The organism is Pseudomonas sp. NPDC090233, assembly GCF_044772285.1.
Lineage (GTDB): Bacteria > Pseudomonadota > Gammaproteobacteria > Pseudomonadales > Pseudomonadaceae > Aquipseudomonas.
The window spans coordinates 605,652-622,117 of sequence record NZ_JBIVYQ010000004.1; the positions used below are offsets into that span (position 1 = coordinate 605,652).

Genomic DNA, 16,466 nt, shown 5'->3' on the forward strand with positions numbered 1-16,466 from the left:
GATCAGCGTCGTGCGCTGCGCACACCTTCAGCCAGCGCCGAGCATAAGCCAAGCACATCGGCCACTGCCTGGTCGGCATCTTTGGCCTGGGCGATCTTGTCGACCAGCGCCGAACCCACCACTACGCCGTCAGCCAAGCGCGCAATTGCCGCAGCCTGCTCCGGCGTGCGAATGCCGAAACCAACGCTGATCGGCAGGTCGGTATGCCGACGCAGGCGGGCAATGGCCTCGGTCACGTGTTCGGTGGTGGCGGAACCCGCACCGGTCACACCGGCCACCGATACGTAGTAGACGAACCCAGAGCTGCGCTCCAGCACACGCGGCAGGCGCGCATCGTCGGTGGTCGGGGTGGTCAGGCGGATGAAGTCGATGCCTGCGGCCTGGGCTGGGGTGGCGAGCTCGGCGTCGTGCTCTGGCGGCAGGTCGACGATGATCAGGCCATCGACACCCGCTTCCTTCGCTTCGGCGACGAACTTCTCCACGCCAAAGCGGTGGATCGGGTTGTAGTAGCCCATCAGCACGATCGGCGTGGTGTGGTTATCCACACGGAATTCGCGGACCATCTGCAGGGTCTTGGCCAGGGTCTGGCCGGCTTCCAGGGCACGCAGGGTGGCCAGCTGGATGGCCACGCCGTCGGCCATCGGGTCGGTAAACGGCATGCCCAGCTCGATCACATCGGCGCCAGCTGCCGGCAGGCCCTTGAGGATCTGCAGCGAAGCGTCATAGCCAGGGTCGCCAGCGGTGACGAAGGTGACCAGCGCGGCGCGGCCTTCGGCTTTCAGATCGGCGAAGCGTTGTTCAAGACGGCTCATGCCTGTTTCTCCTGGGCGGCCATGTGGTTCATCACGGTTTGCATGTCTTTGTCGCCACGGCCGGACAGGCAGATGACCATCAGGTGGTCCTTGGGCAGGTTCGGCGCGCGCTTGATCGCCTCGGCCAGCGCGTGCGAGCTCTCCAGCGCCGGGATGATGCCTTCCAGGCGGCAGGTGGCGTGGAACGCGTCGAGGGCTTCGTCGTCGGTGATGCTGACGTATTCCACGCGCTTCACTTCATGCAGGTAGGCGTGTTCCGGGCCGATGCCTGGGTAGTCGAGGCCGGCGGAAATCGAGTGGGCGTCGGTGATCTGGCCGTCGTCGTCCTGCAGCAGGTAGGTACGGTTGCCGTGCAGCACGCCCGGTACGCCGCCGTTGAGGCTGGCCGCATGCTTGTCGGTGTGCACACCATGGCCGCCGGCTTCGACGCCGATGATCTTGACGCTTTCGTCTTCGAGGAAGTCGTGGAACAGGCCCATGGCATTGGAGCCGCCGCCTACGCAGGCGATCAGGCTATCGGGCAGGCGCCCTTCCTTCTCTTGCAGCTGGGCGCGGGTTTCCTTGCCGATGATCGACTGGAAGTCGCGGACCATCGCTGGGTACGGGTGCGGGCCGGCCACGGTGCCGATCAGGTAGAAGGTGTCGTCGACGTTGGTGACCCAGTCGCGCAGGGCCTCGTTCATGGCGTCCTTCAGCGTGCCGGTACCGGCAGTGACCGGGACGATCTCGGCGCCCAGCAGCTTCATGCGGAACACGTTGGCCTGCTGTCGCTCGATATCGGTGGCGCCCATGTAGATAACACAGGGCAGGCCGAAGCGCGCGGCGACGGTGGCGGTGGCCACGCCGTGCATGCCAGCACCGGTTTCGGCGATCAGGCGCTTCTTGCCCATGCGCTTGGCCAGTAGCACCTGGCCGATGCAGTTGTTCACCTTGTGCGCGCCGGTGTGATTCAGTTCTTCACGCTTGAAGAAGATCTTCGCGCCGCCGCAGTGCTCGGTCAGGCGTTCGGCGAAGTACAACGGGTTTGGGCGGCCGATGTAGTCGCGCTGGAAGTAGGCCAGTTCTTCGAGGAACTTGGGGTCGGCCTTGGCCGCTTCGTATTCGCGTGCCAGGTCCAGCACCAGTGGCATCAGGGTTTCGGCCACGTAGCGGCCGCCGAACGAGCCGAACAGGCCGTTGGCATCGGGGCCGGCGCGGTATTGGGACTGGGTCATGGGTCGCTCCAGAGCGTAATGAATGAGTGATGGGCTTTACTCTAACCACGGCAAGCCCGGTTGAAAACCGATAAGATTGCGCCAACCTGTCAGGAAATCTCACACGTCAAATGGCCCACGATCTCCCTCCTCTGAATGCCCTGCGGGCCTTCGAGGCGACTGCCCGACTCAATAGCGTCAGCCAGGCGGCGGAAGCGCTGCACGTCACGCATGGGGCGGTCAGCCGGCAGCTCAAGGTGCTTGAAGAGCATCTGGGCGTGGCGCTGTTCGTCAAGGACGGGCGTGGCATCAAACTCACAGATGCCGGTGTCAGGCTGCGTGATGCCAGCGGCGAAGCGTTCGACCGGCTGCGAGGTGTGTGTGCCGAGCTGAGCCGGGATGTCAGCGAGGCACCTTTCGTGCTGGGTTGCTCGGGGAGCCTGCTGGCGCGCTGGTTCATCCCCAGGCTTGGGCGTTTGAAGGCCGACCTGCCGGAACTGCGCCTGCACCTTTCGGCAGGTGAAGGCGACCTCGACCCGCGCCGGCCTGGTTTGGATGCGTTACTGGTGTATGCCGAACCACCTTGGCCTGCGGACATGCAGGTCCATGTATTGGCCGAGGAGCGCATCGGGCCTGTGCTCAGCCCGCATTTCGCCGGCTTTGAGCGGTTGCGTGGGGCTGCCGCCACCGCCCTGCTGGATGAGGCGCTGCTGCATACCACATCGCGTCCCCAGGCATGGCCAACCTGGGCTGATGATCAGGGGCTGACACCTTCCGCGTTGAAGTACGGCCAGGCTTTCGAGCATTTGTATTATCTGCTGGAGGCTGCAGTCGCAGGCCTGGGTGTCGCCATTGCGCCACAGCCGCTAGTAGCTGACGATTTGCGCGCCGGGCGCCTGAGCGCACCGTGGGGGTTCTCCCCTACCCCGGCAGCGCTGGCTTTGTGGGTGCCCCGGCGCGCCGCAGACGGGCGCGCCGAGCAGTTGGCGCAGTGGCTGCGCCGCGAGCTGGAACGGCAGGCAGGTTAGTTACGGCGGTATAACAGGTAGGCGGCCAGCAGGCCGAGGGCGCCAATGGCTACACCTGCGGTGGTCACCGGGTGTTCCTGAGCGTAATCACGGGTGGCGATGCCGGTCTCGCGGGTGCGGGTCTTCACTTCCTCGTAGGCATCACTGATCAGGCTGCGCGAGTGTTTCAGCGCACTTTCGGCGTTGCTGCGGATGGCCTTCACCGATTTCTGGGACTCCTCAGACGCGTCGTGCTTGAGGCTTTCCAAGGTTTTCAGCAGGCTTTCGATCTCTGCTTCCATGCTCTCCAGGGACGTTTTACGCAGCGAGTTGCGGTGCATGTTGACTCTCCTTTGCAGTATGGGCTGTAAAGATTGCGACTGCGCCGTGTGGGGAAAGTGCGATCGAACTTTCCCGTGGGGTGACGGCTCGCAGGTAAAACAGGCCTGCGCTGCTAGGCTCAATCTCACTGTCATCCAAGGAGAGCGCTCATGACCGATCATCACACTTACAAGAAGATCGAACTGGTAGGTTCTTCGCCCACCAGCATCGAAGAGGCGATCAACAATGCCCTGGCCGAAGCGGCCAAGAGCATCAAGCACCTGGAGTGGTTCGAAGTGGTCGATACCCGTGGCCACATCGAAGGCAACAAGGCGGCGCACTTTCAGGTGACGCTGAAGGTGGGCTTCCGTATCGCCAACAGCTGAAACATTTCCAGTTGGTAACGTCGGGCGTGATGGCGTTATACAGTCAAGGGGCGCCTTTGACGGCGCCCTTTCAATGTTCGTCTGATCAAGGAACGCGAGTGATGAAGAAAGTGATTCTGGCGATGGGCCTGATGACACTGGCTGGCGGCGCGCTGGCTGCGGGCAAACCTTGCGAAGAGCTCAAGGCGGAGATTGCCGCGAAGCTCGATGCCAAGGGTGTGAAGGGTTACACGCTGGAAGTGGTCAAGAAAGGCGAGCCGGCTGGCAAGGTCGTGGGTAGTTGTGAGGCTGGCAGCAAGGAAATTGTCTATCGCCGTAGTTAAGCGGCGGCCTTTTCGCGGCTAAATCCGCTCCCACAGAGCCCTGTAGGAGCGGATTCATCCGCGAAGAATTTCACTCGGTTTTCAAGGCCTGCGCCATCAATTCATACGACCGGACCCGGTCCGAATGCTCATATAGGTCGCAGGTAAAGATCAGCTCATCCGCTCCAGTCTGCTCCAGCAGCACTTCAACCTTGGCCCGCACCTTCTGCGGGCTGCCGATCATCGCCAGCCCCAGGAAGCTGGCCACCGTCTCCCGTTCATGCGGCAGCCACAGCCCGTCCATGCTGGCCACGGGTGGGCGTTGCATCAGGCTCTGCCCGCGAATCAGGGCCAGAATACGCTGGTACACCGAGGTGGCCAGGTACTCGGCCTGCTCGTCGGTGTCAGCCACCACCATGGGGATGCCCAGCATCACGTAGGGTTTGTCCAGCGTGGTGGACGGCTTGAAATGGTTGCGGTAAACGCGGATCGCCTCATGCATGAAGCGCGGTGCGAAATGCGAGGCAAACGCGTAGGGCATGCCGCGCATCCCGGCCAGCTGAGCGCTGAACAGGCTTGAACCGAGCAGCCACATGGGCACTTCAGTGTCGTGGCCGGGTACTGCGATCACTTTCTGATCATCGGTGCGCGGGCCCAGGTAGCGCGACAGCTCCTCAACATCGTCCGGGAAGTCGTCGGCGCTGCCCGAGCGCTCGCGGCGCAGGGCGTGGGCGGTCATCTGGTCGGAGCCCGGCGCACGGCCCAGGCCCAGGTCGATGCGCCCCGGATACAGGCTGGCCAGGGTGCCAAATTGTTCGGCGATCACCAGTGGCGCATGGTTGGGCAACATCACGCCACCGGAGCCGACCCGGATGGTCGAGGTGCCGCCAGCCAGGTAGCCGAGCAGTACCGAAGTCGCCGAGCTGGCGATGCCATCCATGTTGTGGTGTTCGGCGACCCAGAAACGGTTGTAGCCAAAGCGCTCGACGTGTTGCGCCAGGTCCAGCGAATTGCGCAGCGCTTGCGCGGGGCCGCCGTCGGCACGCACCGGCACCAGGTCGAGGGTGGAAATTTTCAGGTCACGCAGCTGCGTCATCGGAGCCTCCGCAAGAGTGAATGGCCGAAGGCCTTTTCATCTCTGTATGGGCACATTCGGTGGATTCAATGCTTGCTGTGCGATTGCGCTGAACTTGCTGTAGGTGGGTAGCCTCTGAACCCATAGGCAAGTAACCGTGTGACCAGGAGGCAACATGAAAAAGACAGCATCGGCGATCTGGCAAGGCGGCTTGAAGGACGGCAAGGGCCTGCTTTCGACCGAAAGCGGCGCGCTCAAGCAGAACCCCTACGGTTTCAACACGCGTTTCGAGGGCTCACCGGGGACCAACCCCGAAGAGCTGATCGGCGCTGCCCATGCCGGGTGTTTCTCGATGGCGCTGTCGATGATGCTCGGCGAGGCGGGGTTGACAGCTGACCGTATCGACACCATTGCCGAAGTGACCTTGGACAAGCAGCCGGACGGCTTCGCCATCACCGCCGTGCACCTGATTCTCAAGGCCAAGGTGCCAGGAGCGAGCCAGGAGCAGTTTCTTGAGATTGCCAACAAGGCCAAGGCCGGTTGCCCAGTGTCCAAGGTGCTGAACGCGAAGATCAGTCTGGATGCAACGCTGGTGGGCTAAGCGGCGCAACAGGGGCGGTTTGCTGTAGTCTAAACAGCGTCGGCAGCGCTGCTGCCCTTCCAGGAGCCGTTCCATGATCCGCGTAGCAATCGCCGTGCTGGCGTCTCTGCTGGCCACTTCTGCACTGGCGGCGGTCAAACCGTGCGAGGAACTGAAAGCCGAGATCGAAGCCAAGATCCAGGCCCAGGGTGTTCAGTCGTACACCTTGGAGATCGTGCCAAACAGCGAGGTCAAGGATCAGAACATGATCGTCGGCAGCTGTGATGGCGGGACCAAGAAGATCATTTACCAGAAGAATGGTCGTTAAAAGCTGAGGGCCGCGCTGCGGCCCTCAGGCATTCAGGGAATGCAGAACACGTTGCTCGGTTCGTTGACCACCACCTTGCGGCTGGCGTCGTACAACAGAACCTGCGGCTGCATCGCGGGGGCCCGCGCCTCCAGACGATAGCGTTCGCCGGCCTTGAAACCGTCATAGCGCACGGTCAGGTAGCAGATGCGATCACGTGGCTCGGTCATCATGCCACCGCCGTAGAACTCATAATCGAAACGCACCACCAACTCGTGCTTGCCAGGCGTTACCTGGAAATAGCGGCCGTCCTCAAGGCGCTGACCATCGAGTTTGTCGGCCATGATCACGCGGCCGGGGGTGGTGGTGTAGAGGTCGATCCAGGCCTGTTTTGCGTCGACGGGGGGCAAGGGGCTGGCGCAACCCCCCAGTGCACTGAGGGCCATCAGCATCATGGGCTGGCGCATGGTGAAACTCCCACTTGCGATTTACATACCCAAGCATAGCGCCGTTTGCGCAGTTCAGGTGCGTTGGCAACCTGCTGGTAACCCTTGGCCGACCAGTTTTTGCTGGTGATCGTAGAGTTTGATCCATGGGCGGAAGCCAATACTGCCGGCCTGCAACTGATATCGCTGCCCGGCACTGAAATCCTTGAAGGTCAGGTTGAGCTGGCAATCGCGCCACAACGGCTCGTTGACCGGGCCGATATTGCTGGGTGTGACCGGGAACTGGTAGCGCACGGTCAACTCGTGGCTGCCGGGTTGCACTTCGAAATAGCGAGTGTCTGCCCAATCGCGTTCGTCCACCTGGACGGCGTGCAGCGCGTTGTCATCTTGTGGGGCCAGGTCGACCCAGGCCTGATTCGGGTCGGGGTCTGGCAGGGTCGAACAGGCCGATACCAGTAACAACGAACCGGCGACGAACAGTGCACGCATGGCGAAACTCCCCCTTGGCGAGATAGTCTTGGAGCGTCGGCCGTGAGCGAGTTGGATTGCCCAAGATGGTGTGGTTTTTTCTTTTGAAGCGCTCAGGCCCTGGGCCACTCGACCGTGTTTTCAGGGGGTTGGTTCCCGTGCTGGGTGCCTTTCTGCTGAACGGTTGCACAAGCGTCGGCTATTACGCCCAGTTGGGCGAAGGTCAGTGGCAGTTGCTGCGCGCGCGCCAACCTGTGGAAAAGGTGCTCGCCGACCCCGCCAGCAGCCCTCAATTACGCGCCCGCTTGCAACACGCGGAACAGGCGCGGGTGTTCGCCAGCGCGCAGTTGAAGCTGCCGGATAACGATAGCTACCGGGTGTATGCCGACCTGGGGCGGCCTTATGTGGTGTGGAACGTGTTCGCCACGCCGGAGCTGTCGCTGCAGCCGGTGACGCATTGCTTCCCCATCGCCGGGTGCGTGGCCTACCGCGGTTACTACCGCCAGGGCGCCGCGCGCGGCGCCGCAGCGCTGATGCGCGAGCAAGGCATGGATGTTTATGTGGGCGGGGTCGAAGCCTACTCGACGCTGGGCTGGTTCGATGACCCGATCCTCTCGTCGATGGTCGCCTGGGGGGACGAGCGCCTGGCCACGCTGATATTCCATGAGCTGGCGCATCAGCGCTTTTATGTGCAGGACGATACCGAGTTCAACGAGTCGTTTGCCAGCTTCGTCGAACAGGAGGGGACGCGGCAATGGCGCGTGGCGCGTGGGCTTGCAGCGGATCAAGGGGATCAGGGCCAGCAGCGCGAGCAGTTCATCCGCTTGGTGCTGGCCAGTCGCGAGCGGCTGCAGGCGATCTATGTCGGGCCACTGGATGATGCGCACAAGCGGATGGCCAAACAGGCCGAGTTCGAGCGATTGCGGCGCGAGTATCGGCAGGTGCGTGACAGCGAGTGGGCGGGGGATAAGCGTTATGACGCCTGGATGTACGGGCCGATGAGCAATGCCAAGCTGTTGCCGTTTGGGCTGTATGACCAGTGGGTGCCGGCGTTTGCGGCGGTGTTTCGTGAGGTTGGTGGGGATTGGGTGCGGTTTTATGAGCGGGTTGAAATGTTGGGGCGGTTACCGGCTGCAGAGCGCAAGGCGGCGTTGGTCCGGTTGTTGGCGAGTCAGTGAGAACCTGGGGCCACTGCGCGGCCCATCGCGGATGAATCCGCTCCTACGGGCTGGCGCTGCACCTGTAGGAGCGGATTCATCCGCGATGGGCTGCGAAGCAGCCCCATGGGCATCAGGCCTTGATAAATGCCTGATGCATCTCAGCCAAGGTCGCAAAGTGAAATTCCGGCGTATGCGCCTTCAATTCTTCATCACTCCCAAACCCATACCCCACCGCCACCGCCTGCAGCCCATTGTTGCGCGCGCCGATCAGGTCATGCTTGCGATCGCCGATCATCAGCGTCTGCGCCGGATCCAGCCCTTCCTCATCCAGCAGGTAACGAATCAGCTCGACCTTGTTGGTGCGGGTACCATCCAGCTCGCTGCCGTAGATCACCTTGAAGTGATGGTCGAAAGCGAAATGCCGGGCAATCTCGCGGGCAAACTCCCACGGCTTGGACGTCGCTATGTACAGGGTACGACCTTGGCCATTCAGGGCCTCGAGCAATTCCGGCACCCCTTCGAACACCAGGTTTTCGTACAGCCCGGTGACGCGGAAACGCTCGCGGTAGAAATTCACCGCCTCCCACGCCTTGGCCTCATCGAAGCTGTAGTGCTGCATGAAGGCCTGCAGCAGGGGTGGGCCGATGAAGTGTTCCAGGCGCGCCAGGTCCGGTTCGTCGATACCCAGCTTGGCCAGGGCGTACTGGATCGAACGGGTAATGCCCAGGCGCGGGTCGGTCAGGGTGCCGTCGAGGTCGAAAAGGATGTTCTGCTGGTGCATGGAGGTCTCGGTAGTCAGGTTCATTCCGGGCGGTCGTAGCCTTCGGCCAGGTGCTGGTCCTTGAGCTTCACGTAGTTGCCGGCGCTGTAGGGGAAAAAGGCGCGCTCCTTGTCGGTCAGTGGCCGGGCCTGTTTCACCGGGCTGCCGACGTACAGGTAGCCGCTCTCCAGGCGCTTGCCGGGCGGTACCAGGCTGCCAGCGCCAATGATCACTTCGTCTTCGACGATGGCGCCGTCCATGATCGTGCTGCCCATGCCGACCAGGATGCGGTTGCCCAGGGTACAGCCATGCAGCATGACTTTGTGACCAATGGTTACTTCGTCGCCGATGATCAGCGGAAAACCGTCGGGATTGAACGGGCCGGCATGGGTGATGTGCAGCACGCTGGCGTCCTGCACGCTGGTGCGCGCGCCGATGCGGATGCGGTGCATGTCGCCGCGGATCACCGTCAGCGGCCACACCGAGCTGTCTTCACCGATCTCCACGTCGCCCAGCACTACCGCCGAACGGTCGACGAAGGCCCGCAGTCCAACTTTCGGAGTGTGTTGCTGGAAGCTTCGGATGGCCATGATAGGGTCTCTCATCTGTGCCGATAGGCAGGCTGCCTGCTGCGGTCGGCGTCGATTGTAATTAAGATGGGCCAGTGTTTCTTCTGCCAAGGTAGCCAAACCGTGAGTGCGAACAACCCACTTCTGCAGTCCTATGATCTGCCACCCTTCTCGGCGATCCGTGCCGAACACGTGCTGCCGGCGATCGAAGCGATCCTGGCCGACAACCGCAAAGCCATTGCCGAGATCCTCGAAAAGCAAGGCAAGAACCCCACCTGGGCCGGCCTGGTGCTGGCCATGGACGAACTCAATGACCGCCTGGGCGCCGCCTGGAGCCCGGTCAGCCACCTCAATGCGGTGTGCAACAGCAAAGAGCTGCGCGAGGCCTATGAGTCCTGCCTGCCGGCCCTGAGTGCCTACTCTACCGAACTGGGCCAGAACCGAGCGCTGTTCGAAGCCTATCAGGCTTTGATCAACAGCCCGGAAGCCGCAGGCTTCGACGTGGCCCAGAAAACCATCCTCGAACACGCCCTGCGTGACTTCCGCCTGTCGGGTATCGACCTGCCGGCCGACCAGCAGCAGCGTTACGCTGAAGTGCAGAGCAAGCTCAGCGAACTGGGCAGCCGCTTCTCCAACCAGCTGCTCGACGCCACCCAGGCCTGGACCAAGCACGTGACCGACGAGGCCGCGCTGGCCGGCCTGACCGATTCGGCCAAGGCGCAGATGGCTGCCGCCGCCCAGGCCAAGGGCCTCGACGGCTGGCTGATCACCCTGGAATTTCCCAGCTACTACGCGGTGATGACCTACGCCAGCGACCGCGCCCTGCGCGAAGAACTGTACGCCGCATACTGCACCCGCGCCTCGGACCAAGGCCCGAATGCCGGCCAGTTCGACAACGGCCCGGTGATGCGCGAGATCCTCGACCTGCGTCAGGAGCTGGCCGGCCTGCTGGGCTACAAGAACTACGCCGAACTGAGCCTGGCGACCAAGATGGCCGAGTCCAGCGACCAGGTGCTGAGCTTCCTGCGCGACCTGGCCAAGCGTTCCAAGCCATTCGCCGCCCAGGACCTGGAGCAGCTCAAGGCCTACGCCGCCGAGCAAGGCTGCGCCGAGCTGGCCAGCTGGGACGCGGGTTACTTCGGCGAGAAGCTGCGCGAGCAACGCTACAGCGTGTCGCAGGAAACCCTGCGCGCCTACTTCCCGATCGACAAGGTGCTGTCCGGCCTGTTCGGCATCGTCCAGCGCCTGTACGGCATCGAAATCGCCGAACTCAAGGGCTTCGACAGCTGGCACCCGGACGTGCGCCTGTTCGAGATCAAGGAAAACGGCCAGCACGTTGGCCGCTTCTTCTTCGACCTCTACGCCCGCGCCAACAAGCGTGGCGGCGCCTGGATGGACGGCGCTCGCGACCGTCGCCGCACCGCCGTCGGCGAGCTGCAGAGCCCGGTGGCCAACCTGGTGTGCAACTTCACCCCGGCCGCCCCTGGCAAGCCTGCGCTGCTGACCCACGATGAGGTCACCACCCTGTTCCACGAATTCGGCCACGGCCTGCACCACCTGCTGACCCGCATCGAGCATGCCGGCGTATCCGGCATCAACGGTGTGGCCTGGGATGCGGTCGAGCTGCCGAGCCAGTTCATGGAAAACTGGTGCTGGGAGCCGGAAGGCCTGGCGCTGATCTCCGGCCACTATGAAACCGCTGCTGCCCTGCCCCAGGACCTGCTGGACAAGATGCTGGCAGCGAAGAATTTCCAGTCCGGCATGATGATGGTGCGCCAACTGGAGTTCTCGCTGTTCGACTTCGAGCTGCACGCCAGTCATGGCGATGGCCGCAGCGTGCTGCAGGTGCTCGAAGGCGTGCGCGACGAGGTGTCGGTCATGCGCCCGCCGGCGTACAACCGCTTCCCCAACAGCTTTGCGCACATCTTCGCTGGCGGTTACGCGGCGGGCTACTACAGCTATAAATGGGCCGAAGTGCTGTCGGCCGATGCCTTCTCGCGCTTTGAAGAAGAAGGCGTGCTCAACGCCGAAACCGGCCGCGCCTTCCGCGAGGCGATCCTGGCCCGGGGCGGTTCGCGTGAGCCGATGGTGCTGTTCGTCGACTTCCGTGGCCGTGAGCCTTCCATCGATGCATTGCTGCGCCACTGCGGGCTGAGCGAGGACGCGGCGGCATGAGCGAGGTAGCTGTGAACAAGACCAAGAAGCGCTTCATCGCCGGGGCGGTCTGCCCGGCGTGCAGCGAGCCGGACAAGCTGATGATGTGGAACGAAGACGACGTGCCGCACCGCGAGTGCGTGGCCTGCGGCTTCACCGACACCCTGAATGAACAGGGCCTGTCGGTGCCCAAGGAGCTGGGTACCCGGGTCAACCACCTGGCACCCAAGGCGGCGCCGGCCAAGGTTCAGACCGTGCAGTTCTTCCCCAATCCGAAGCTGAAGAAACCCTCTGAGTAAGGCTTGCCCTGACCGGAGGCGCTGGTAACGAATGGGCAATCCCGATACTGTATATGAATACAGTATCGGGGTGAGCCATGAATCCTCCAGCAGCGCAAAAAGGCCGTGGCACGGCGCACAATCCTCATAACCGCTTCGCCCCGAGCCATTCGGTGGCAGAGGATGACGGTTGGTATCAGGAAGTGCCGCTGACTCAAGGCACTGAGGTCAGGATCGAGACCGCCAAGTCGGTCATCAGCCGCAACACTTCGCCCGACCTGCCGTTCGACCGTTCCATCAATCCTTATCGAGGCTGCGAGCATGGCTGCATCTACTGCTATGCGCGCCCTTCCCACGCCTACTGGGACTTGTCCCCGGGCCTTGATTTCGAAACCAAGCTGATCGCCAAGACCAATGCCGCCGAAGTGCTCGAACAGCAACTCAGCAAGCCAGGCTACGTCTGCGCACCGATCAACCTTGGGTCCAACACCGACCCTTACCAGCCGATCGAGCGCGAGCAGCAGTTGACCCGGCGCTTGTTGGAGGTGCTGCTGCGTTTTCGCCATCCGGTGACCATCGTCACCAAAGGCTCGCTGGTGCTGCGCGATCTCGATCTATTGGCCGAGATGGCCAGCCAGCGGCTGGCGCGGGTGATGATCAGCCTGACCACACTGGACGACGACCTCAAGCGCGTGCTGGAGCCCCGTGCGGCATCGCCCAGGGCGCGGTTGCGGGCGATCCGCGTGCTGCGCGAGGCGGGGGTGCCGGTGGGTGTGTTGTGTTCGCCGATGATTCCCATGATCAACGACAGCGAACTGGAGCGCCTGCTCGAAGCCGCCAAAGAAGCAGGCGCACAGAGTGCGGCCTACATGATGCTGCGCCTGCCGCTGGAAGTGGCGCCGCTGTTCGAGCAGTGGCTGCAGGACCACTACCCGCAACGCGCCAGCCATGTCTTGAGCCTGATTCGCCAAAGCCGAGGTGGCGAGTTGTATGACAGCCGTTTCGGTGCGCGAATGCGCGGTGAGGGGGTGTTCGCCGAGCTGCTGGCGCAGCGCTTTGCCAAGGCCATGCGGCGGCTGGAGTTCGCAGGGCGGGAAGCACAGGCATTGGATTGTTCCGCGTTCTGCCCGCCAGGCGGTCAGATGGCATTGTTTTGATACCTCAGTGCAACTAATCCAAGTGCATAATTTCATGCGGGGGTCTTGGCAGTTGATGTTTTTTTGCTATTATTCAGATCCCGCCTTTACTGTCTGGAACGCCCGTTCTAGAGCCTCCGAATTAAGCTTCAGTTAAGTTTTCCCCGCTAGCGTAGAAATCCAGTCAGCGAAGACTGTGATTATTTACCCGTGTGCGTCATCTAAATCTGCGCATAGCCAGAATCTTTCACCGGTAAAATGGATTTACCTACACACCGTCAAGAGGATGAATCATGCCCGTCAAGGACCCATCCAAGGTCGTTCCGCAGGTCCCTGCTGAGAGCGCCGATGCCGCCCTCAAGCACATCGTCGACGGCTTCCTGCGTTTTCACCATGACGTCTTCCCCGAGCAGCAAGAGCTGTTCAAGAAGCTCGCCACCGCGCAAACGCCGCGCGCCATGTTCATCACCTGTGCCGACTCGCGGATCGTCCCCGAGCTGATCACCCAGAGCTCGCCAGGCGACCTGTTCGTGACCCGCAACGTCGGTAACGTGGTCCCGCCCTACGGCCAGATGAACGGCGGCGTATCCAGCGCCATCGAGTACGCTGTTTCCGCGTTGGGCGTGCACCACATCATCATCTGCGGCCACTCCGACTGTGGCGCCATGCGTGCGGTGCTCAACCCGCAATCGCTGACCAAGATGCCGACCGTTTCCGCCTGGTTGCGTCACGCCGAAGTGGCCCGCACCGTGGTCGAGAACAACTGCAACTGTGGCAGTGAGCATGAAACCATGCAGGTGCTGACCCGCGAGAACGTCATCGCCCAGCTGCACCACCTGCGCACCCACCCGTCGGTGGCATCGCGCCTGGCGGCTGGCGAGCTGTACATCCATGGTTGGGTCTACGACATCGAGACCAGCAAGATCGAAGCCTACGACGCCGCCAGCGACAGCTTCATGCCTTTGGCAGCAGGTGAGCCGATCCCCTGCGCCACCCCGAGAGGCCGCTACTAAGCGACCCGTCCAGCGCTAGAACCTTGATAGCCGGCTGCACCCGTTAGGGGTGTGGCGCGGCCTTCTGCTGCCTTGAATTCCCTGATTGCCCTGCCGGCGTGCGCGCTGGCGGCCCGCGCCTGCGCGTTCGTCAGGGGCCACGTGCCCACGGCCAGAGGAATGGCCGTGTGACTTTTGAAAGGAGAAACACGGTGAACATGACACAGTTGAAAGCGGCCCTGCCGCGTGAGTTGTTGGCGTCAGTGGTGGTGTTCCTGGTAGCCCTGCCGTTGTGCATGGGCATCGCGATCGCCTCGGGCATGCCGCCGGCCAAGGGGCTGATCACCGGCATCATCGGCGGCATCGTGGTGGGCTTTCTGGCGGGCTCGCCGCTGCAGGTCAGCGGCCCGGCCGCCGGCTTGGCGGTGCTGGTGTTCGAACTGGTGCGCCAGCATGGCGTGGCCATGCTCGGGCCGATCCTGCTGCTGGCGGGGCTGCTGCAATTGCTGGCTGGGCGCCTGCGCCTGGGCTGCTGGTTCCGGGTGACGGCGCCGGCCGTGGTGTACGGCATGTTGGCCGGCATTGGCGTGCTGATCGTGCTGTCACAGGTGCACGTGATGTTCGACAGCGCACCGCAACCGTCCGGCCTGCAGAACCTGCTGGAGTTCCCCGCGACCGTGGCCGGAGCCTTGCCGCTGGAAAGCGCAGGCTCGGGCTGGCAAGCCGGTGCGCTCGGCTTGGGTACCATTTTCATCATGTGGGCCTGGGAGCGCCTGAAACCACAAAAGCTGCGCTTCGTGCCGGGGGCTTTGTTGGGTGTGGGGGCGATGACGCTCATCAGCATGTGGTTGGTACTGCCGGTGAACCGTGTACAGGTGCCAGCTGACCTTTCCCAGGCGATCGACTGGATCCGCCCGGACGACCTGATGAAGCTGGCCGACCCTACCCTGCTGGTGGCCGCCTTCGCCCTGGCCTTCATCGCCAGCGCCGAAACCTTGCTGTCAGCCGCTGCCGTAGACCGCATGCACAGCGGCCAGCGCTCGGACTTCGACCGCGAACTGTCGGCCCAGGGCATCGGCAACATGCTGTGCGGTGTGCTGGGCGCTTTGCCAATGACCGGCGTCATCGTGCGCAGCTCGGCCAACGTGCAGGCCGGTGCGCAGACTCGCGCTTCGGCCATCCTGCATGGCCTGTGGCTGCTGGCGTTCGTCGTGGTGTTGAGCAGCGTGTTGCAGCAGATTCCGGTGGCGAGCCTGGCGGGTGTGCTGGTGTACACCGGTATCAAGCTGGTGGACTTCAAGGCGTTTCGTGGGTTGGGCCGCTATGGCCGCATGCCGATGTTCACCTATGCGGCGACTGCCCTGGCGATCATCTTCACCGATCTGCTGACCGGTGTGCTGCTGGGCTTCGCCCTGACCCTGCTGAAGCTGGCGTTCAAGGCGGCGCGGCTGAAGATCAACCTGGTGGATCTGGAAAAAAAGGGGCACATGGAGCTGCGCCTGAGCGGCGCGGCGACCTTCCTCAAGGTGCCGGCGCTGACCCAGGTGCTTGAGACTGTGCCGGCGGGGACCAAGCTGCATGTGCCGCTGGGCAACCTGAGTTACATCGACCATTCATGCCTGGAGCTGCTGGAGGACTGGGGGCGGAGCAATGCGGCGCATGGCTCGCGGCTGCTGATCGAGCAGCGGCGATTGAAGCGGCGGATCGAGGGGCGGATGCGTACGACGGCGGGCGTGGGTGCTTGACTTCTTCGCGGCTGAAGCCGCTCCTACAGGGACCGTGCAATCCCTGTAGGAGCGGCTTCAGCCGCGAGAGGCCGGAACAGGCAACCTCAGGCCGGCTGACCCAACTCCACACCCAGTTGACGCGACAGGCACGGCCAGCGTTTCCACGCCGCACCAGTCGCGGGGCTGCTCAAGGTCTCGCGATAGGCTTCAACCGATTCTTTGGCAAAGCTCGCGTCATCGAGCATCTCATCCACCGAATGGTGCACCACCTCATCCAGCTGATTGGCGAACTCCTCGCCAATCAGCTGATGGGCAATCAGGTTCGCCATCGTGGTATCGAACGGTATCAGCGGCTGTTGGAAATGCCGGATATACAGATCGTTCACCTCCTCCACCAACCGATGCGCCAGGTAGGCCTCATCCAGCAGGCAATCCACGCCCACATGCCCCGCCATGACCTCGGGCGGCTGCAGGAAATAGGCTTCGGCAATCTTCAACACCGGTTTGATCTGCGACTCGATCCCGGCTTCGACCGCCACTTCATGGGCAGCCTCCAGCAATTCCGGAACCTGTTCGATGTAAGCGCTGACGAAGCGCGCCAAAGTACCCTGGGCGTCCTGCTCAGGCAGTTGGATCGAGGGGTGTAGGTGTGGCAGTTGGGCCTCGAGACGCGCTTTCAGTTGGCCAGTACGGCTCTCGTGAACGTGGGCTTGGCTAATTTGCTCGCGTACAGCTGCGATGTTCATGACAACTCCAGGGACAATACGTTTCAAACGGAAGACACTAAATTAGC

General features: G+C 62.8%; 20 protein-coding genes. 11 read left to right on the forward strand and 9 right to left on the reverse strand.

What is annotated here, in order from left to right:
• Nucleotides 1-2: 2 nt before the first annotated feature.
• Both trpA and trpB read right to left on the reverse strand, forming a co-directional pair.
• A complete protein-coding gene (gene trpA, locus ACIQUF_RS14130; RefSeq protein WP_403132351.1) occupies nt 3-812 on the reverse strand; it encodes a tryptophan synthase subunit alpha in 810 nt (269 codons plus the stop codon).
• Nucleotides 809-2,026, reverse strand: coding sequence for a tryptophan synthase subunit beta (gene trpB / locus ACIQUF_RS14135; RefSeq protein WP_403132354.1), 1,218 nt, complete (start codon nt 2,024-2,026; stop codon nt 809-811). Before trpB ends, trpA begins: the two co-directional genes overlap by 4 nt.
• A 110-nt stretch (nt 2,027-2,136) precedes the next feature.
• Here trpB and ACIQUF_RS14140 point away from each other — a divergent pair, with 110 nt between their 5' ends.
• Complete coding sequence (locus ACIQUF_RS14140; RefSeq protein ID WP_403132357.1) at nt 2,137-3,033, forward strand: LysR family transcriptional regulator; 897 nt, start codon at nt 2,137-2,139, stop codon at nt 3,031-3,033.
• Here the strand turns inward: ACIQUF_RS14140 and ACIQUF_RS14145 are convergent.
• Nucleotides 3,030-3,353, reverse strand: a complete 324-nt coding sequence (locus ACIQUF_RS14145) for a YqjD family protein (RefSeq protein WP_403132360.1) — start codon at nt 3,351-3,353, stop codon at nt 3,030-3,032. The two genes, ACIQUF_RS14140 and ACIQUF_RS14145, sit on opposite strands and share 4 nt — an antisense overlap.
• Before the next feature lie 150 nt (nt 3,354-3,503).
• Here ACIQUF_RS14145 and ACIQUF_RS14150 point away from each other — a divergent pair, with 150 nt between their 5' ends.
• Nucleotides 3,504-3,719, forward strand: coding sequence for a dodecin (locus tag ACIQUF_RS14150; RefSeq protein WP_400802690.1), 216 nt, complete (start codon nt 3,504-3,506; stop codon nt 3,717-3,719).
• A gap of 101 nt (nt 3,720-3,820) precedes the next feature.
• A complete protein-coding gene (locus ACIQUF_RS14155; protein ID WP_403132363.1) occupies nt 3,821-4,042 on the forward strand; it encodes a DUF1161 domain-containing protein in 222 nt (73 codons plus the stop codon).
• A gap of 70 nt (nt 4,043-4,112) precedes the next feature.
• Here the strand turns inward: ACIQUF_RS14155 and ACIQUF_RS14160 are convergent, their stop codons facing one another.
• Nucleotides 4,113-5,117 carry an LLM class flavin-dependent oxidoreductase gene (locus ACIQUF_RS14160; RefSeq protein WP_403132364.1) on the reverse strand — a complete coding sequence of 335 codons (1,005 nt, stop codon included), beginning with the start codon at nt 5,115-5,117 and terminating at the stop codon, nt 4,113-4,115.
• 154 nt (nt 5,118-5,271) lie between these two features.
• Between ACIQUF_RS14160 and ACIQUF_RS14165 the strand changes: the two genes are divergently transcribed.
• Together ACIQUF_RS14165 and ACIQUF_RS14170 are read left to right on the forward strand one after the other, a co-directional pair.
• Nucleotides 5,272-5,697: an OsmC family protein gene (locus tag ACIQUF_RS14165; RefSeq protein ID WP_403132366.1), complete on the forward strand. Its 426-nt coding sequence runs from the start codon at nt 5,272-5,274 to the stop codon at nt 5,695-5,697.
• Nucleotides 5,698-5,770: 73 nt separating this feature from the next.
• Nucleotides 5,771-6,004, forward strand: coding sequence for a DUF1161 domain-containing protein (locus ACIQUF_RS14170; protein WP_403132367.1), 234 nt, complete (start codon nt 5,771-5,773; stop codon nt 6,002-6,004).
• A gap of 32 nt (nt 6,005-6,036) precedes the next feature.
• Here ACIQUF_RS14170 and ACIQUF_RS14175 read toward each other — a convergent pair whose 3' ends face one another.
• On the reverse strand, nt 6,037-6,450 hold the full coding sequence (locus tag ACIQUF_RS14175; RefSeq protein ID WP_403132368.1) for a hypothetical protein: 414 nt from the start codon (nt 6,448-6,450) through the stop codon (nt 6,037-6,039).
• A 54-nt stretch (nt 6,451-6,504) separates the two neighbouring features.
• The gene (locus ACIQUF_RS14180) at nt 6,505-6,918 is read right to left on the reverse strand and encodes a hypothetical protein (protein WP_403132369.1); all 414 of its coding nucleotides are present in this window, start codon (nt 6,916-6,918) and stop codon (nt 6,505-6,507) included.
• A gap of 83 nt (nt 6,919-7,001) precedes the next feature.
• Between ACIQUF_RS14180 and ACIQUF_RS14185 the strand changes: the two genes are divergently transcribed.
• A complete protein-coding gene (locus tag ACIQUF_RS14185) occupies nt 7,002-8,075 on the forward strand; it encodes an aminopeptidase (RefSeq protein WP_403132372.1) in 1,074 nt (357 codons plus the stop codon).
• Between the two features lie 112 nt (nt 8,076-8,187).
• Here ACIQUF_RS14185 and ACIQUF_RS14190 read toward each other — a convergent pair whose 3' ends face one another.
• Together ACIQUF_RS14190 and ACIQUF_RS14195 are read right to left on the reverse strand one after the other, a co-directional pair.
• Nucleotides 8,188-8,838, reverse strand: a complete 651-nt coding sequence (locus ACIQUF_RS14190) for an HAD family hydrolase (protein ID WP_403132527.1) — start codon at nt 8,836-8,838, stop codon at nt 8,188-8,190.
• Nucleotides 8,839-8,858: 20 nt separating this feature from the next.
• A complete protein-coding gene (locus ACIQUF_RS14195) occupies nt 8,859-9,407 on the reverse strand; it encodes a gamma carbonic anhydrase family protein (protein ID WP_403132377.1) in 549 nt (182 codons plus the stop codon).
• A 66-nt stretch (nt 9,408-9,473) separates the two neighbouring features.
• Between ACIQUF_RS14195 and prlC the strand changes: the two genes are divergently transcribed.
• The 5 genes from prlC to ACIQUF_RS14220 all read left to right on the forward strand — a co-directional run bounded on the left by prlC (nt 9,474) and on the right by ACIQUF_RS14220 (nt 15,691).
• Nucleotides 9,474-11,561, forward strand: a complete 2,088-nt coding sequence (gene prlC, locus ACIQUF_RS14200) for an oligopeptidase A (RefSeq protein ID WP_403132380.1) — start codon at nt 9,474-9,476, stop codon at nt 11,559-11,561.
• Entirely contained in the window at nt 11,558-11,839 is a 282-nt protein-coding gene (locus tag ACIQUF_RS14205; RefSeq protein WP_400802664.1) for a YheV family putative zinc ribbon protein, read from the forward strand. Before prlC ends, ACIQUF_RS14205 begins: the two co-directional genes overlap by 4 nt.
• Before the next feature lie 77 nt (nt 11,840-11,916).
• Nucleotides 11,917-12,975 (forward strand): PA0069 family radical SAM protein, encoded by a 1,059-nt coding sequence (locus ACIQUF_RS14210; RefSeq protein ID WP_403132383.1) that lies wholly within the window; start codon nt 11,917-11,919, stop codon nt 12,973-12,975.
• A gap of 272 nt (nt 12,976-13,247) precedes the next feature.
• The gene (locus tag ACIQUF_RS14215) at nt 13,248-13,967 is read left to right on the forward strand and encodes a carbonic anhydrase (RefSeq protein WP_400802602.1); all 720 of its coding nucleotides are present in this window, start codon (nt 13,248-13,250) and stop codon (nt 13,965-13,967) included.
• A gap of 191 nt (nt 13,968-14,158) precedes the next feature.
• Nucleotides 14,159-15,691 (forward strand): SulP family inorganic anion transporter, encoded by a 1,533-nt coding sequence (locus tag ACIQUF_RS14220; RefSeq protein WP_403132384.1) that lies wholly within the window; start codon nt 14,159-14,161, stop codon nt 15,689-15,691.
• Nucleotides 15,692-15,777: 86 nt separating this feature from the next.
• On the opposite strand, the gene ACIQUF_RS14225 is transcribed toward ACIQUF_RS14220, so the two are convergent.
• Nucleotides 15,778-16,419 (reverse strand): hypothetical protein, encoded by a 642-nt coding sequence (locus ACIQUF_RS14225; RefSeq protein WP_403132387.1) that lies wholly within the window; start codon nt 16,417-16,419, stop codon nt 15,778-15,780.
• Between the last annotated feature and the right edge of the window lie 47 nt (nt 16,420-16,466).

What these genes read in the sequence shown, in the direction of transcription:
- trpA (WP_403132351.1), bottom strand. Translation starts at nt 812, where the DNA reads ATGAGCCGTCTTGAACAACGCTTCGCCGATCTGAAAGCCGAAGGCCGC.
- trpB (WP_403132354.1), bottom strand. Translation starts at nt 2,026, where the DNA reads ATGACCCAGTCCCAATACCGCGCCGGCCCCGATGCCAACGGCCTGTTC.
- ACIQUF_RS14140 (WP_403132357.1), top strand. Translation starts at nt 2,137, where the DNA reads ATGGCCCACGATCTCCCTCCTCTGAATGCCCTGCGGGCCTTCGAGGCG.
- ACIQUF_RS14145 (WP_403132360.1), bottom strand. Translation starts at nt 3,353, where the DNA reads ATGCACCGCAACTCGCTGCGTAAAACGTCCCTGGAGAGCATGGAAGCA.
- ACIQUF_RS14150 (WP_400802690.1), top strand. Translation starts at nt 3,504, where the DNA reads ATGACCGATCATCACACTTACAAGAAGATCGAACTGGTAGGTTCTTCG.
- ACIQUF_RS14155 (WP_403132363.1), top strand. Translation starts at nt 3,821, where the DNA reads ATGAAGAAAGTGATTCTGGCGATGGGCCTGATGACACTGGCTGGCGGC.
- ACIQUF_RS14160 (WP_403132364.1), bottom strand. Translation starts at nt 5,117, where the DNA reads ATGACGCAGCTGCGTGACCTGAAAATTTCCACCCTCGACCTGGTGCCG.
- ACIQUF_RS14165 (WP_403132366.1), top strand. Translation starts at nt 5,272, where the DNA reads ATGAAAAAGACAGCATCGGCGATCTGGCAAGGCGGCTTGAAGGACGGC.
- ACIQUF_RS14170 (WP_403132367.1), top strand. Translation starts at nt 5,771, where the DNA reads ATGATCCGCGTAGCAATCGCCGTGCTGGCGTCTCTGCTGGCCACTTCT.
- ACIQUF_RS14175 (WP_403132368.1), bottom strand. Translation starts at nt 6,450, where the DNA reads ATGCGCCAGCCCATGATGCTGATGGCCCTCAGTGCACTGGGGGGTTGC.
- ACIQUF_RS14180 (WP_403132369.1), bottom strand. Translation starts at nt 6,918, where the DNA reads ATGCGTGCACTGTTCGTCGCCGGTTCGTTGTTACTGGTATCGGCCTGT.
- ACIQUF_RS14190 (WP_403132527.1), bottom strand. Translation starts at nt 8,838, where the DNA reads ATGCACCAGCAGAACATCCTTTTCGACCTCGACGGCACCCTGACCGAC.
- ACIQUF_RS14195 (WP_403132377.1), bottom strand. Translation starts at nt 9,407, where the DNA reads ATGGCCATCCGAAGCTTCCAGCAACACACTCCGAAAGTTGGACTGCGG.
- prlC (WP_403132380.1), top strand. Translation starts at nt 9,474, where the DNA reads ATGGGCCAGTGTTTCTTCTGCCAAGGTAGCCAAACCGTGAGTGCGAAC.
- ACIQUF_RS14205 (WP_400802664.1), top strand. Translation starts at nt 11,558, where the DNA reads ATGAGCGAGGTAGCTGTGAACAAGACCAAGAAGCGCTTCATCGCCGGG.
- ACIQUF_RS14210 (WP_403132383.1), top strand. Translation starts at nt 11,917, where the DNA reads ATGAATCCTCCAGCAGCGCAAAAAGGCCGTGGCACGGCGCACAATCCT.
- ACIQUF_RS14215 (WP_400802602.1), top strand. Translation starts at nt 13,248, where the DNA reads ATGCCCGTCAAGGACCCATCCAAGGTCGTTCCGCAGGTCCCTGCTGAG.
- ACIQUF_RS14225 (WP_403132387.1), bottom strand. Translation starts at nt 16,419, where the DNA reads ATGAACATCGCAGCTGTACGCGAGCAAATTAGCCAAGCCCACGTTCAC.